The organism is Streptomyces sp. NPDC043685, from assembly GCF_056436585.1.
This window is the reverse complement of the sequence record NZ_JBWKCH010000014.1, coordinates 17,186-30,988: the sequence shown is the minus strand read 5'-3', so window position 1 is coordinate 30,988 and position 13,803 is coordinate 17,186. Positions and strand designations below refer to the sequence as shown.

The following is a 13,803-nucleotide window of genomic DNA, read 5'->3' as shown; positions in this document are numbered from 1 at the left end:
CCAGGTTCTCGGCTGAGTTGACAGTAGCCGGGCCAGACATGCCGGGCGACTATTCGCCATGGTTCGCCAGGGTGCGCCAGATGGTGTGCCACCGGCCATCCGGTGTCAGGTAGGAACGCGCCACCCCGACCCGGTCGCCCCAGGACACTCCCCAGGGTTCTCCCGGGGCTCCGGGCCGGGTGGTGCGCTGTCGTCGCAGGCACACGAAGGGATCTGTTTCGCCCATGTACACAGCATCGTCCTCCGTGTCCGCACCGCCCCGGCCGCTGCACCCCCGTCCCACGGACAGCGGCCCCTACCTCGCCCCCGCGCGGCCGGCGGCCCCCGTGCTCGGTGCGGGCAGGGCTCGGCGCGGCGCGGTCATCGGCACCCAACCGCTCAGCGGGAGACTCGACTTGTCCGGCCCCCAGGGCGCGCAGCTGCGCACGGCGATCGCGTCCGTGCACCGCATCTGCCCGGAGTTCGCCCCGGTGCAGGTGCTGCGCCGCACCGGACGGTCCGTGCTCCTGGTCGGCACGACCGGTCGCAGCACGGCTGTCGCCAAGTGTTTACTGGACCACTCCCCCGCCTGGTCCGAGCGGATCCGCCACGAGATAGCGGCGTACCGCTCGTTCGTCCGGCACCGCCCTCCTGTGCGGGCGCCGAGGCTGATCGCGGCGGACCCGGACAACTGCACCCTGGTGATCGAGCGGATGCCGGGGCGGGTGGCGGCACTCCAGCGGCACCCGGCTGAGGCGCCGCCCCGGGCGGACATCAGAGCGGCCCTCGGCGCGATCTGCCGGCTGAACGCCTGGCGGCCACCCGCGGGCACGTTCGACGCCCCGCTCGACTACGCGGCCCGGATCTCCCGGTACCACGAGCTGGGTCTGCTCACCGACCGGGACCTGGGCGACCTGCAGAAGCTGCTGCACGGCATCGCGCAGGCGGCCGGGCGGCAGGGCATGGGCCAGTTCTGCCACGGCGACGCGCTGTTGTCGAACATCCTCCTGTCACCGGCCGGTCCAGTGCTGGTGGACTGGGAGCACGCGGGCTGGTACCTGCCGGGTTACGACCTGGCGACGCTGTGGTCGGTGCTCGGGGACGCACCGGTCGCCCGTCGGCAGATCAGCCAGATCGCCCAGTCGGCGGGGCCGGCGTCCAGGGACGCCTTCCTGGTGAACCTGATGCTGGTACTGACCCGGGAGATCCGTACCTACGAGACGGCCGTGCAGCGTTCGATGCACGACGCGGCCCCGGCGGCACCGGGCACGGCCCACCCGGGCGCTGCGCCGACCGGCGAGGAGCAGAGGCTGCTGCTGCGGCGGCTGCACGACGACTGCCAGTTGGCCCGGCGCGCCGTGCGCGCGGCGGTCGGCACTCGCTGACGGGGACGAAGGGGCCGCGGTCCACCTGGCCAGGTGGACCGCGGCCCCTTCGTATGCGGTCGGTTTACCTCAGCCCTGCTGGAAGAGTTCCGCGGGCAGCGGCTTGAGGAGGGCGTAGAGGTCGTCCGTGATGGGGCGGTCCCAGGCTGCGATGGTCACCAGGACGTTGTCGCTGCGGTCGAACTGCACGCAGGAGATCCGGCTCTCGGAGAGCTTGACGCGGCGCACGATCAGAAGGTTGTCGCCCTGCATCACCGGCACGTCCTCGGTGCTGACGACGGTGACCTCCTCGTCGTTCTCCAGCGCCAGCAGCAGTTGCGCCACCTCGAAGGGGACCTGGCCCTCGGGGACGTCGCGGGCCGGGGAGCCCTCCGGCAGATTACCGATGATCATCGCGGGGCCGCGGCCGCCGAACAGGTCGTAACGCAGGAAGACGCCCTGGCAGGTGCCGTCGGGCGCGGGCAGGAGTCCCGCACCGAGGTTGCCGGGCCAGTCGCCCGGGTCCATGGCCAGTACGTCGAAGTCGGGCCCGGCGGGAGTGGCGCTGCGGCGGCGGAGGAACGACATGTCGCCCATGGTACGTGCCCCGGCCTGGGAAGCGCGGGCCGGGCGGCGGAGCGGCAGACGGGATCGGCGGCCGGCCCGGAGCGGTGCCGGGCCGTCGGGAGGGCACCGGCCGGGTCCACACCGTCGTCCTGTGCCGCTGGTGGTGGCGGGTCACGCGAACGGTCGCAGCGGGAGGGCTCGCGCCACTTGCGGTGTGGGTGCTCCTCGAGGAAGTACCGCACGCGGCCCGGGACGTGGCAGGCCCGCCCGCCGGTCGTGATCGGGGCTCATGGGGAACACGATGACGGCCTGTGCGAGGGCCGCCGCCGGATCGTCGGCGGCACGGGCGGGCCGGGGTCGTTGGGCCATGGCAGGACCGGCACCGCGGGGGTGCGGGCCGCCGTCTCGGTCACCTGCCGTGCCGCTGTCTCCAGCGGCATGAGGCGGGCCGCGTCGGCGGGGCTCGGCCCGCCGGGGCGCACGGCCCGGGGCGAAGAGCGCGCGAACGACGGCGGCCCGCAGCCCGGGGACGGCGGCGTGCTGTACGGGGTTCGCCGTGAACCCGTCACCGGTGCCCTCACCGTGATCGTCGGCGACACCGCCGTGTCCGTCATGGCGGAGGTGAGGCCGGGTCCCGGGCGAGGCGGGCGCTCCTGGTGATCGGTGCCCGTACGGGGCTGACGACAGGCCTCGCGGCCATGACCGCGCAGATCAGTCCCCCGAGGGCGACGGCGGCACCACGGCGATGGGGCTCACGGCGTGCAGCAGGACGGCGTGCGTGACCGAGCCCATCATGCGCACGGGTGAGAGCAGACGCCGCCGGTGCCGGCCCACCACGACGAGGTCGGCGTCCCGGGAGGCCGCGACGAGGTGTCCTGCGGCGTCGCCCGCCGCCGGGACCGGCTCGACCCGGACGTCGGGGTGCCGCTCGCGGTAGGGGGCGAGGAAGCCGTCGGCCAGCACCCGGGTCTCGTCCTCGATGACGTCCTGGTCGACGACCGGCGGGGGCATCTCCCCGGGCATCATCCAGGGCTGCGCGGGCCACGGGTAGGCGGCGACCGCCTGGAGCCGGGCGCCACGCCGGGCGGCCTCGGCGAAGGCGAACTCGAGTGTGGCCTCGTCGGGGCCGTCCACCTTCAGGCCGACGACCACCCGCGGGCGGGGGCCGCCCGGCGCCTCGCCGTGCACCTCTCGTCCGGGCCGGGGCACCACGACGACCGGGCACTCGGCGTCACGGGCGGCGGCCATGCTGTTCGAGCCGAGCAGCAGGCTGGCGAAGCCGCCGCGGCCCCGGGAGCCGAGCACCAGCAGCTGGGCGGTGGCGCCCAGTTCGGGCAGGACCGCCCCGGCCGCGCCCTCCAGACCGGCGTACTCGATGTCCGGCAGGTCGGTGCGGCCCTCCAGGTGGGTGCGGACCCGGTGCAGGACGGAGTCGTCCAGCGAGTCCGCAGGCCCGGCCGTGAGGATCTCGGGCTGTGCCCAGTGGGCGTACTGGCGCACGTGCGCCACACGCAGGGGCGCCGCGCGCCGGCGGGCGGCGTCGACCGCCCACTCCAGGGCGCGCAGACTGTCGTCCGAGCCGTCGACCGCCGCGACGACGGGCAGGGTGCTCATGGGTCCTCACCTCCGGGGTTCGACCGTCCCCTCCCGGGGCCAGCCTGACGCAGGCGGTGGCTTGGGGAAGACGTCTCCGGTCGCGTGTCCACGGATGCGGGCGGAACACCCCCGGATCGGCCGTCGGACCCGGCCGTTCGCGCCGCGGCCGTCCGGAAGGGGTGGCCCGGGTCTCAGGTGAGGTCGAACTCTCCCTCTCGCGCACCCGAGACGAACGCGCCCCACTCGGCCGGGGTGAAGATCAGCGAGGGGCTCTCCGGGCGCGCGCTGTTCCTCATGGCGATGAAGCCCTCGACGAAGGCGATCTGGACATCCCCCCGCCCTTGGCTGCTGGACTGCCACTGTGCGTTGGTGAGGTCCAGCTCCGGCTTGTCCCAGCCCGTGATCGGGCGCTGCTGGGTGGTGGTCTCGGCCACGTCGGTGCTCCTCCCGGATCGTCGTCCGCGGCCAGCCTAGCGATCGGGTCCCACGGCCGACAGGGCACGTGAGGAGGACCTTTCAGGAGTCCGGGGGGCGGTCTCCCACCAGCCACATGGAGAAGAACTGCGATCCGCCGCCGTAGGCGTGCCCGAGAACCCTGCGGGCCCCGTCCACCTGGTGTTCTCCGGCCTGTCCGCGCACCTGGAGCACCGCTTCCGCGAAGCGGATCATGCCGGAGGCGCCGATGGGGTTGGTGGACAGCACACCGCCCGACATGTTGACGGGCAGGTCCCCGTCGAGTTCGGTCACGCCGGCCTCGGTGAGCTTCCAGCCCTCGCCCTCCCCGGCGAAGCCGAGGTTCTCCAGCCACATGGGCTCGTACCAGGAGAACGGCACGTAGATCTCGGCGCCGTCGATCTCGCGGCGCGGGTCGGTGATCCCGGCCTGCCGGTAGACGTCGGCCGCGCAGTCCCGCCCGGCCCGCGGGGAGACGAAGTCCTTGCCGGCGAAGAGGGTCGGTTCGCTGCGCATCGCGCCGCCGAGCATCCAGGCCGGCGGTCGCGGCGCCCGGGCGGCCCCGGCGCGGCCGGTGAGGATCATGGCGCAGGCGCCGTCGGAGGAGGGGCAGGTCTCCGAGTAGCGGATCGGGTCCCACAGCATGGGCGAGGCCATGACCTTGTCGAGGGTGATGTCGTGCTCGTGCAGGTGGGCGTAGGGGTTCTTGAGCGCGTTGCGGCGGTCCTTGTAAGCGACGAGGGCGCCGATGGTCTCGGGCGCGCCGCTGCGGCGCATGTAGGCGCGGATGTGCGGGGCGAAGAACCCGCCGGCCCCGGCGAGCAGGGGCTGCTGGAAGGGGATGGGCAGGGACAGGCCCCACATGGCGTTGGACTCGGACTGTTTTTCGAAGGCGAGGGTGAGGACCGTGCCGTGGACGCGGGCCGCGACGAGGTTCGCCGCGACGAGCGCGGTGGAGCCGCCGACCGAGCCGGCGGTGTGCACGCGCAGCATGGGCTTGCCGACGGCGCCGAGGGCGTCGGCGAGGTAGAGCTCGGGCATCATGACGCCCTCGAAGAAGTCGGGTGCCTTGCCGATCACGACGGCGTCGATGTCGGCCCAGGTCAACTCGGCGTCCTTCAGGGCGTCTCGAGCCGCCTCCCGGACCAGTCCGGCGAGGGACACGTCCCGGCGTGCGGCGACGTGCCTGGTCTGGCCGATGCCGACGACGGCCACGGGCTCCTTGCTCATCGGGATTCCCCTTCGAGTACGGCGACCAGGTTCTGCTGGAGGCAGGGGCCGGACGTGGCGTGGGCGAGGGCGCGGTCGGACTCGCCGCGGTGGACGCGGGCGGCCGCCTCGCCGATGCGGATGAGGCCGGCGGCCATGATCGGGTTGGCGGCGAGGGCTCCGCCGGAGGGGTTCACCAGCACGTCGTCGCCGAGTCGGAGGGCCTTGCGCAGGACGATCTCCTGCGCCGTGAAGGGCGCGTGCAGCTCGGCGGTGTCGACGGGCCGCTCGAAGGCACCGGCGCGTTCGGCGGCCAGGCGGGTGGACGGCGAGTCGGTCAGGTCGCGCACGCCGAGACCGTGGGCCTCGATGCGGTGGTCGAGGCCGCGGATCCAGGCGGGGCGTGCGCACAGTGCACGGGCCCTGTCCCCGGCCGCCAGGAGCACGGCGGCGGCCCCGTCGCCGATGGGCGGGCAGTCGCCGGTGCGCAGGGGCCGCACGAGGTAGTCGCCGTGGGGCACGGTGCCGCGCAGCTGCGCGTGCGGGTTGGCGCCCGCCGCTTCGCGGTTGCGGGAGGCGACGGCGGCGAGGGTGGGCTCGTCGGTGTCGCCGGCGTCGATGAGGGCCTGCGCCTGGAGGGCGGCGAGCGCCACGGAGTCGGGCCACAGGGGCGCGACGTAGTAGGGGTCGAGCTGGCGGGTCAGGACGTCGCGGACCGGGCCGGGCGAGGACTTGCCGTACGCGTAGACGAGGGCGGTGTCGGCGTCCCCGGTGAGCAGTTTCGTCCAGGCCTCGTACAGGGCCCAGGCGCCGTCCATCTCCACGTGCGACTCGGAGATCGGGGGCCAGGCGCCGACCCCGTCGAGGGCGAGGGTGAAGGAGAAGGCGCGCCCGGCGAGGTAGTCGCTGGAGCCGGAGCAGGTGAAGTCGATGTCGGCCGTCTTCAGGCCTGCCCGGTCGAGGACCTCGTGCAGCACCGGCATCAGCATCTCGACCTCGGAGAGCTCTTCGCTGCTGCGCCGGTGATCGGTCTGGGCGAAGGCGACGACGGCGATCTCGCGGTCCAGCGGTGCGCTCGTCACAGCAGCTCCCTGTAGGTGTCGTAGTCCGCGTCGGGTTCGCCGGTGGGCCGGTAGTGGTCGGGGTAGCGGGCGCCGTCGGTCCACACGGGTTCGACGCGCAGCCCCATGCGGACCTCGTCGTAGGGGATGCCGCCGATCCGGCCGTGCAGCGCCAGGTCGGCGCCGTCGAGGGCGATGTGGGCGTAGACGTAGGGCACCTCGATGTCGAGGTTCCTGGCTTTGATGTTGACGATGCAGAAGGTGGTCACGGTGCCGCGGGGCCCCACCTCGACCTGCTCGGACGTGGCAACCCCGCAGGTGGGGCACGCCCCCCTCGGGGGGACGTAGACCTTGCGGCAGGCCGGGCAGCGTTCGCCGACGGTCCGGCGGCCGGAGAGGGCGTTGATGTAGGCGGTCTGGGCGCGGCCGGGTGAGTAGGTGTAGTCGAGGCGGGCGGCGGCGACGATGCCGGTGACGGGGTCCCCGGCCTCGCCCGCGTGGACGGCGACGGTGGGGGCCTCTGCGTCGTACGGCTCGAAGCAGGCGATGTCCGTGATGGCACCGGTGCGTTCCCCGGCCCAGCGGACGCGGACGCGCATGCCGGTGTGGACGGCGTCGGGGCCGGGGGCGTCGAGGGCGTGCAGGAGGGCGGTGTCGGCGCCGTCGAGTCGCACCAGGACCCAGGCGAAGGGCGTGGCCAGGGGTTGGTCCCGGCGGGGTTCGTGGTTCCAGGCCCAGGTGGTGACGGTGCCGGTGGGAGCGACGGGGACGAGGTCGCGGATCTCCTCGGAGCTGACGGGGTCGTACTCGACGGGCGGGACGAGGGTTCGGCCGTCGCGGGTCCTCACCCCGAAAATCATCCGTTCCCGCAGGCCGGTCAGGAAGGCGCTCTGGACGGGCCCGAGGGAGCGGGTGAAGGGGAATTCGACGACGAGCGGCGCCTTGAGAACTGCGGACATCGAGGGCCTGCCTCCTTCGGAATCGGGGTGCACGGGACGTGCTCCCTCAAGGGCGCGGGGAACTGCGCGCTCAGCCACCGCCGTCCCGCCGCCCTGAACCGGCCGGAGCCGGCGCGGCGCTACGCGCGCTTGTAGACGGGCGCTCGCTTCTCCGCGAAGGCGCGGGCGCCTTCCTTGGCGTCGGCGGTGTCGAAGACCGGCCATCCCCGGGTGAGCTCGGCGGCGAGGCCGTCCTGTTCGGTCATGGCGGCGGTCTCGTACACCGAGGCCTTGACGGCTTCCACGGCCAGGGGGCCGCAGGCGTTGATCTGCTCGGCGATCTCCAGCGCCTTGCCGAGCGCGCTGCCGTCCGGGACGACGTGGCCGATCAGGCCGATGGCGGCGGCCTCCCGGGCGCTGTAGGGGCGGCCGGTGAGGAGCATCTCCAGGGCGTGGGTGCGCGGGATCTGGCGGGGCAGCCGGACCGTGGAGCCGCCGATGGGGAACAGGGCGCGCTTCACCTCGAACAGGCCGAAGGTGGCGGACTCTCCGGCGACACGGATGTCGGTGCCCTGGAGCATCTCGGTGCCGCCCGCCACGCAGTACCCCTCGACGGCGGCGATCACCGGCTTGCGCGGGCGGTGGTGGCGCAGCATCGCCTTCCAGTGCAGGTCGGGGTCCGCCTTGAGCCGGTCCCGGTACTCCTCGCCCGCCATGCCGTTCCCGGCGAGGGCCTTGAGGTCCATGCCGGAGCAGAACGAGCCGCCCGCGCCGGTGAACACGATCGAGCGGACCGAGTCGTCGGCGTCGGCCTCCAGCCACCCGTCGTGGAGGCCGACGAGCATCGGCAGTGAGAGCGCGTTCCTGGCCTCCGGCCGGTTGAGCGTGAGCACCAGTGTGGCGCCTTCGCGCTGCACGGTGAGGTGTTCCGTCCCGCCCATGGCGAACTCCCCTCTCCGGGAACGAGAACAGGTTGCAGGAGGGCGGTGAGCACTTCAAGGGTTTTCTGACAGATAGTCAGATTCTTTGGCCGCGGCCCTTCCCACTTGGACCGCCCTTTGCTCTGATGACCGGCGAACCGATGACCGGCGAACCGTCCGATACCGGGCACGCCCGGGGTCAGGAGGAGCGGTGGAGTACAACCTTGCCGACCTGTTCGAGTCGGTCGTCGACGTCGTCCCCGGCCGTGAGGCGCTGGTGTACGCCGACCACCCCGGCACGGGTGAGGAGCGCCGCCTGACCTACGCGGAGCTGGACGCGGCGGCCAACCGCGTCGGCCACCATCTGCTCGACAGCGGGATACGCCCCGGTGAGCACCTCGGACTGCACCTCTGCAACGGCGTGGAGTACCTCCAGACGGTGCTGGGCTGCCTCAAGGCACGGATCGTCCCGGTCAACGTCAACTACCGCTACGTGGAAGACGAGTTGGTCTACCTCTACCGGGACGCGGACCTGGTGGCGCTGGTCTTCGACGCGGAGTTCACCGACCGGGTGGCGGCGGCCCGCCCGCGGGCGGAGAAGCTGCGGCATCTGATCCGGGTGGGTGCTCCGGCGCCGGGGGCCGCGGCGGTGTCCTGCGTGGAGTTCGCGCAGGTCGAGGCCACCGGGTCGCCGGAGCGCGGTTTCCCGGCCCGCTCGGCCGACGACCAGTTCATTATCTACACCGGCGGCACCACCGGGATGCCCAAGGGCGTCATGTGGCGGCAGGAGGATCTGTTCTTCGCGGGGCTCGGCGGGGGCGCGCCGACCGGTGATCCGGTGAAGAAGCCGGAGGAGCTCGCCGAGCGGGTCGCGGCCGGGGGCGCGGGGATCACCTTCTTCCCGACGGCCCCGCTGATGCACGGCACCTCCACCCTCACCGCGTTCATCGGCTTCAACTTCGGGCAACGGGTCGTGATCCACCGCAAGTTCGTCCCTGAGGAGGTGCTGCGGACCGTGGAGAAGGAGAGGGTCAGCAGCATCTCGCTGGTGGGCGACGCGATGCTGCGGCCGCTGATCGACGCGCTGAGCGGTCCGCTACGGCACATCGACCGCTCGTCGCTGTTCAGCGTGTCGTCGTCGGGTGCGATCATGTCGGACACGGTGCGCCGGCGGTTCCAGGAGCTGGTGCCGGACGCCATGCTGCTGAACAACTTCGGTTCGTCGGAGTCGGGTTTCAACGGGACGGCGACCCAGGACTCGGGGCCGGAGCGGGGATTCCGGGTGCGCGTGAACGGCCGCACGCAGGTGGTGGACCCGGGCACGTACGAGCCGGTGGCGGCCGGTGAGGTGGGCCGGATCGCGCAGCGCGGTCATGTGCCGCTCGGCTACTACAACGACCCCGTCAAGACCGCGGCGACCTTCTTCGAGAGGGACGGCGAGCGGTGGGTGCTGCTCGGCGACATGGCCACCGTCGACGAGGAGGGCGTGGTGACCGTCCTCGGGCGTGGCTCGCAGTGCATCAACACCGGCGGCGAGAAGGTGTACCCGGAGGAGGTCGAGCAGGCCCTCAAGTCCCACCCGGACGTCTATGACGCGCTGGTGGCGGGGGTGCCGGATCCCCGGTGGGGCCAGCATGTGGCGGCGGTGGTGCAGTTGCGCGCGGGGGCGGTGCGGCCGTCGCTGCGGGACATACAGGGCCATTGCCGTGACCGGCTGGCCGGTTACAAGATCCCTCGCCGGCTGGTGATCACCGAGTCGATCCGGCGGTCGCCGAGCGGGAAGGCCGACTACCGGTGGGCGCGCGAGGTGGCGGCGACGGCGGACGAGTGAATCTCCGTCCGGCTCGTTGAACCCGAGGTGACGTGCGGACGTACTGGTGGGGGCAGGCTCGCTCGCCCGAGCTCTGTTCGCCATGCCAGCAGGACCGCACGGAAGGACCACCGGGTGTCGCTCTTCACTCGCTCCCGCCAGCTTTCGGACACGACCGAGGGCGGGGCGGAACCGGATGACGGCACCGGTACGGCGGATCCGCGGGGCGGCGGCACCACGGACTCCCCGGAGGACACCGCTCCGGCCCCGGATGCCCCTGCCGGGCCGGAGCGGACGGCGAAGGCCGGCTGGTTCGGCTGGCGGCGCCGCCATCCGCGTACGGCGCGCGGTGTCTCGGTCGGGACGACCGTGCTGGCCGGTGCCCTGGTGCTGTTCGCGCTCCTCGTGCCCAACCGGATCGAGCGCGTCGAGTTCGCCTCGTTCGTCCGCATCCCCGCCGAGGGGGTGCTGCTCGCCGGGCTGCTGCTCGCGCTGCCGCCGAGGCCCCGGCGGGTCACGGCGGTCGTGACGGGCGTGTTCCTCGGGCTGGTCACGGTCCTGAAGTTCGTCGACATGGGCTTCTACCAGATCCTCGCGCGGCCGTTCGACCTGGTCCTGGACTGGATCCTGATCGAGAACGCGACGGACTTCCTGAGGGAGACGTTCGGCCGGACCGGCCAGGTGCTGGCCGTGGCCGGGGTGATCGTGCTGTTCGTGGCGCTGCTCGTCCTCACGACGCTGGCCGTGGTGCGGCTGACGCACCTGATGGTCCGGCACCGGCCCGTCGCGGGGCGCACGGTGCTGCTCCTCGGCACGGCCTGGATCACCTGTATGACCCTGGGCGTGCAGATCGGCACGGTGCCGGTCGCCACCAAGGGCAATGCCGAGTTCCTCGGCAACCGTGTGGAGCAGGTCCGGGCGGGGCTGCGGGACGCCCGGGTCTTCGAGAAGCAGGCCTCGGTGGACGCCTTCGCGAACACACCGCCCGACCGGTTGCTCACGGGGCTGCGCGGCAAGGACGTGCTGTTCACCTTCATCGAGAGCTACGGCCGGGTCGCGATCGACGACCCGGCGATGGCCGGGCAGACCGACGCCGTGCTCAAGGAGGGCACGGGCAGGCTGAAGCGGGCCGGGTTCGAGTCGCGCAGCGGCTGGCTCCGGTCGCCGGTGACGGGCGCGGGCAGCTGGCTCGCCCACTCCACGTTCCTGTCCGGGCTGTGGATCAAGAACCAGCAGCGGTACCGCAGTCTGACCACGAGCGATCGCATGACGCTGACGAAGTACTTCGGCAAGACGGGTGCCTGGCGGACCGTCGGCATCGTGCCCGGTGTGCGGCGGGCCTGGCCGGAGGGGAAGTTCTTCGGCCTGGACCACATCTACGACTCAGAGCACCTCGGCTACCACGGCCCGTACTTCAGCTGGACGCCCGTGCCCGACCAGTTCAGCATGGAGGCCTTCCAGCGCCTGGAGCACGGCAAGAAGGACCGTGAGCCGATCATGGCGGAGATCATCCTCGCCTCCAGCCACAACCCCTGGTCCCCCATCGCCCACATGATCGACTGGGACGACCTCGGCGACGGCTCGGTGTTCCACCGGATCAAGAAGGAGGGCACGAACCCCACGGAGGTGTGGAAGGACCCGGAGAAGGTGCGCGCCGAGTACCGCAAGGCCATCGAGTACTCGATCCGCAGCCTCACCGAGTGGGTCGAGCGCTACGGCGACGAGAACACGGTGCTCGTCTTCCTCGGCGACCACCAGCCGGTGCCGACCGTCACCACCGGGGACACCGGCAAGGACGTGCCGGTGACGATCGTCGCCCACGACAAGAAGGTCCTGGACCGGGTCGCCGACTGGGGCTGGACGGACGGCCTCAAGCCGGCCGGGGACGCGCCCCGGTGGGGCATGGACTCCTTCCGCGACCGCTTCATGACGGCGTACGGTCCGCAGGGCTGAGGCACGCCCCGACGGCCGCGAGGATCTGCTCCCTCCGGGGCGCTCGGCCCGCAGCGGGGCGGCGTGCCGCGCGGGTCAGGAGAAGAAGGCGGACACGCGCCGCGTGAACCACTCCGGTTCGTCGAGCCAGGGGTAGTGCCCCGCGCCCGGCTGCACCACGAACTCGGCCTTCGGCCCGCATGGGACCACCGGGCAGCACGACGAGCGGCTCGCCTACGCCGCGGGGGTGGAAGACCAGCTTGGTCCCGTCCGGGTGCTGAAGTTGGGCATGCCGTCGATCCTGACCTTCCGGGCGGGTCCGGCACAAACGGTTTGCCGGACCCGCCGCCCTACCCCTTCCCGAGGTCGTTCCTCAGCTCCCGCTTGAGGATCTTCCCGCTGGCGTTGCGCGGGAGCCGGTCAACGAACACCACCCGCTTCGGCGCCTTGAAGGGGGTGAGCCGCTCGCGGACGTGGTCGATCAGCTCCGCCTCCGAGACCTCGCCGCTCGGCACGACGACGGCCGTCACCGCCTCGATCCAGCGCTCGTCCGGCAGGCCCACGACGGCGGCCTCGGCGACCTGGGGGTGGGTGTAGAGCGCGTCCTCGACCTGGCGTGAAGCGATCACCACGCCACCGGAGTTGATGACGTCCTTCACGCGGTCGACGATCGTGAAGTAGCCGTGCGCGTCGCGCACCGCGAGGTCGCCGGAGCGGAACCAGCCGTCGCGGAAGGCCTCGGCGGTCTCCTCGGGCTTGTCCCAGTAGCCCTCACACAGTTGCGGGGAGCGGTAGACGATCTCGCCGGGGGTGCCGTCGGGTACGTCCTCACCGTTCTCGTCGACCACGCGCGCGTCGACGAACAGGACGGTCCGGCCGCAGGAGTCCATGCGGCCCTTGTGCTCGTCGGGGGCGAGGACCGTGGCCAGGGGACCGATCTCACTCTGGCCGAAGCAGTTGTAGAAGGCCAGGCCCGGCAGGCGTTCCCGCAGCCGTTCGAGTACGGGGACCGGCATGATCGAGGCGCCGTAGTACGCCTTGCGCAGGCCGCCGAGGTCGCGGGTGGCGAAGTCGGGGCGCCGGGACAGGGCGATCCAGACGGTGGGAGGTGCGAACAGGCTGTCCACGCGGCCCGCCTCGATCAGGTCGAAGAGCCGGTCGCCGTCGGGTGCGTCGAGGATGAGGTTCGTCGCGCCGACGGCGAGGTAGGGCAGCAGGAAGACGTGCATCTGCGCCGAGTGGTACAGCGGCAGGGAGTGCGCGGGGCGGTCGCCCGCACTGAGGTCGAGGGCGGTGATCGCGCTGAGGTACTCGTGCACCAGGGCCCGGTGCGTCATCATCGCGCCCTTGGGCAGGGCGGTCGTGCCGGACGTGTACAGCAGTTGCACGAGGTCCTCGGTGCGCGGCTCGGGGCCGTCGTACACGGGCGCCCCGGCAAGGCTGGCCAGCAGGGAGTCGTCGGCGTCGCGCAGCGGCAGCGTCCGCACGCCGCTCGGCAGTCGTGCGGCCAGGTCGGGGTCGGTGAGGACCAGGGCGCTGCCGGACTGGCCGAGGAGGTAGGCGAGGTCGTCGCCGGTCAGGTTCTGGTTGACGGGGACGTGCACCAGGCCCGCGCGGGCGCAGGCCAGGAAGGCGATCAGATAGGCGTCGGAGTTGTGGCCGTAGGCGCCGACCCGGTCCCCCGGGGTCAGCCCCTGGCCGAGGAGGACACTCGCCGCGCGGGAGACGGCGGTGTCGAGTTCGTCGTACGTCCAGGTCCGTTCGGCGTACTCCACCGCGACGCGCGCCGGTGTGCGCCGGGCGCTGCGCCGCAGGACTCCGTCGACCGTGCTGCCGTGTCCTGGCGTCGTCATGGCACATGATCCTCGGGCTGCCGCCGGAGGAGGTCAAGGACCCCGGTCGAGGTGGGACGGGCCGCGGCGACGAGCGGACCCCGAGCAACCCCGCCGCCGTCGACGGCGTCCCGTGTCATGA

The 13,803-nt window shown here is 72.4% G+C and carries 12 protein-coding genes; 4 read left to right on the top strand and 8 right to left on the bottom strand.

Features of this window, described 5'->3' with window-relative positions:
- The first annotated feature begins 224 nt into the window (after positions 1–224).
- On the top strand, positions 225–1,364 hold the full coding sequence (locus tag AC0665_RS35250; RefSeq protein WP_468639089.1) for an aminoglycoside phosphotransferase family protein: 1,140 nt from the start codon (positions 225–227) through the stop codon (positions 1,362–1,364).
- 69 nt (positions 1,365–1,433) lie between these two features.
- Here the strand turns inward: AC0665_RS35250 and AC0665_RS35245 are convergent, their stop codons facing one another.
- Positions 1,434–1,931: a glycosyltransferase family protein gene (locus AC0665_RS35245; RefSeq protein WP_366053643.1), complete on the bottom strand. Its 498-nt coding sequence runs from the start codon at positions 1,929–1,931 to the stop codon at positions 1,434–1,436.
- A 255-nt stretch (positions 1,932–2,186) separates the two neighbouring features.
- Here AC0665_RS35245 and AC0665_RS35240 point away from each other — a divergent pair, with 255 nt between their 5' ends.
- Positions 2,187–2,570 carry a hypothetical protein gene (locus AC0665_RS35240; protein WP_478610691.1) on the top strand — a complete coding sequence of 128 codons (384 nt, stop codon included), beginning with the start codon at positions 2,187–2,189 and terminating at the stop codon, positions 2,568–2,570.
- 51 nt (positions 2,571–2,621) lie between these two features.
- Here AC0665_RS35240 and AC0665_RS35235 read toward each other — a convergent pair whose 3' ends face one another.
- The 6 genes from AC0665_RS35235 to AC0665_RS35210 form a co-directional block, all read right to left on the bottom strand.
- The gene (locus tag AC0665_RS35235; protein WP_468406109.1) at positions 2,622–3,524 is read right to left on the bottom strand and encodes a universal stress protein; all 903 of its coding nucleotides are present in this window, start codon (positions 3,522–3,524) and stop codon (positions 2,622–2,624) included.
- 173 nt (positions 3,525–3,697) lie between these two features.
- Entirely contained in the window at positions 3,698–3,940 is a 243-nt protein-coding gene (locus AC0665_RS35230; protein ID WP_478610693.1) for a DUF397 domain-containing protein, read from the bottom strand.
- Positions 3,941–4,022: 82 nt separating this feature from the next.
- Positions 4,023–5,189 (bottom strand): thiolase domain-containing protein, encoded by a 1,167-nt coding sequence (locus AC0665_RS35225; RefSeq protein ID WP_478706579.1) that lies wholly within the window; start codon positions 5,187–5,189, stop codon positions 4,023–4,025.
- Entirely contained in the window at positions 5,186–6,235 is a 1,050-nt protein-coding gene (locus AC0665_RS35220; RefSeq protein WP_468639187.1) for a thiolase domain-containing protein, read from the bottom strand. The genes AC0665_RS35225 and AC0665_RS35220 overlap by 4 nt, the downstream gene beginning before the upstream one ends.
- A gap of 11 nt (positions 6,236–6,246) precedes the next feature.
- Complete coding sequence (locus AC0665_RS35215) at positions 6,247–7,188, bottom strand: Zn-ribbon domain-containing OB-fold protein (protein ID WP_478610695.1); 942 nt, start codon at positions 7,186–7,188, stop codon at positions 6,247–6,249.
- A 119-nt stretch (positions 7,189–7,307) separates the two neighbouring features.
- Complete coding sequence (locus AC0665_RS35210) at positions 7,308–8,108, bottom strand: crotonase/enoyl-CoA hydratase family protein (RefSeq protein ID WP_478610696.1); 801 nt, start codon at positions 8,106–8,108, stop codon at positions 7,308–7,310.
- A gap of 190 nt (positions 8,109–8,298) precedes the next feature.
- Here AC0665_RS35210 and AC0665_RS35205 point away from each other — a divergent pair, with 190 nt between their 5' ends.
- Positions 8,299–9,918 (top strand): acyl-CoA synthetase, encoded by a 1,620-nt coding sequence (locus tag AC0665_RS35205; protein WP_478610698.1) that lies wholly within the window; start codon positions 8,299–8,301, stop codon positions 9,916–9,918.
- Positions 9,919–10,032: 114 nt separating this feature from the next.
- Positions 10,033–11,850 (top strand): alkaline phosphatase family protein, encoded by a 1,818-nt coding sequence (locus AC0665_RS35200; RefSeq protein ID WP_478706578.1) that lies wholly within the window; start codon positions 10,033–10,035, stop codon positions 11,848–11,850.
- Positions 11,851–12,179: 329 nt separating this feature from the next.
- On the opposite strand, the gene AC0665_RS35195 is transcribed toward AC0665_RS35200, so the two are convergent.
- The gene (locus tag AC0665_RS35195; protein ID WP_478610701.1) at positions 12,180–13,682 is read right to left on the bottom strand and encodes an acyl-CoA synthetase; all 1,503 of its coding nucleotides are present in this window, start codon (positions 13,680–13,682) and stop codon (positions 12,180–12,182) included.
- Between the last annotated feature and the right edge of the window lie 121 nt (positions 13,683–13,803).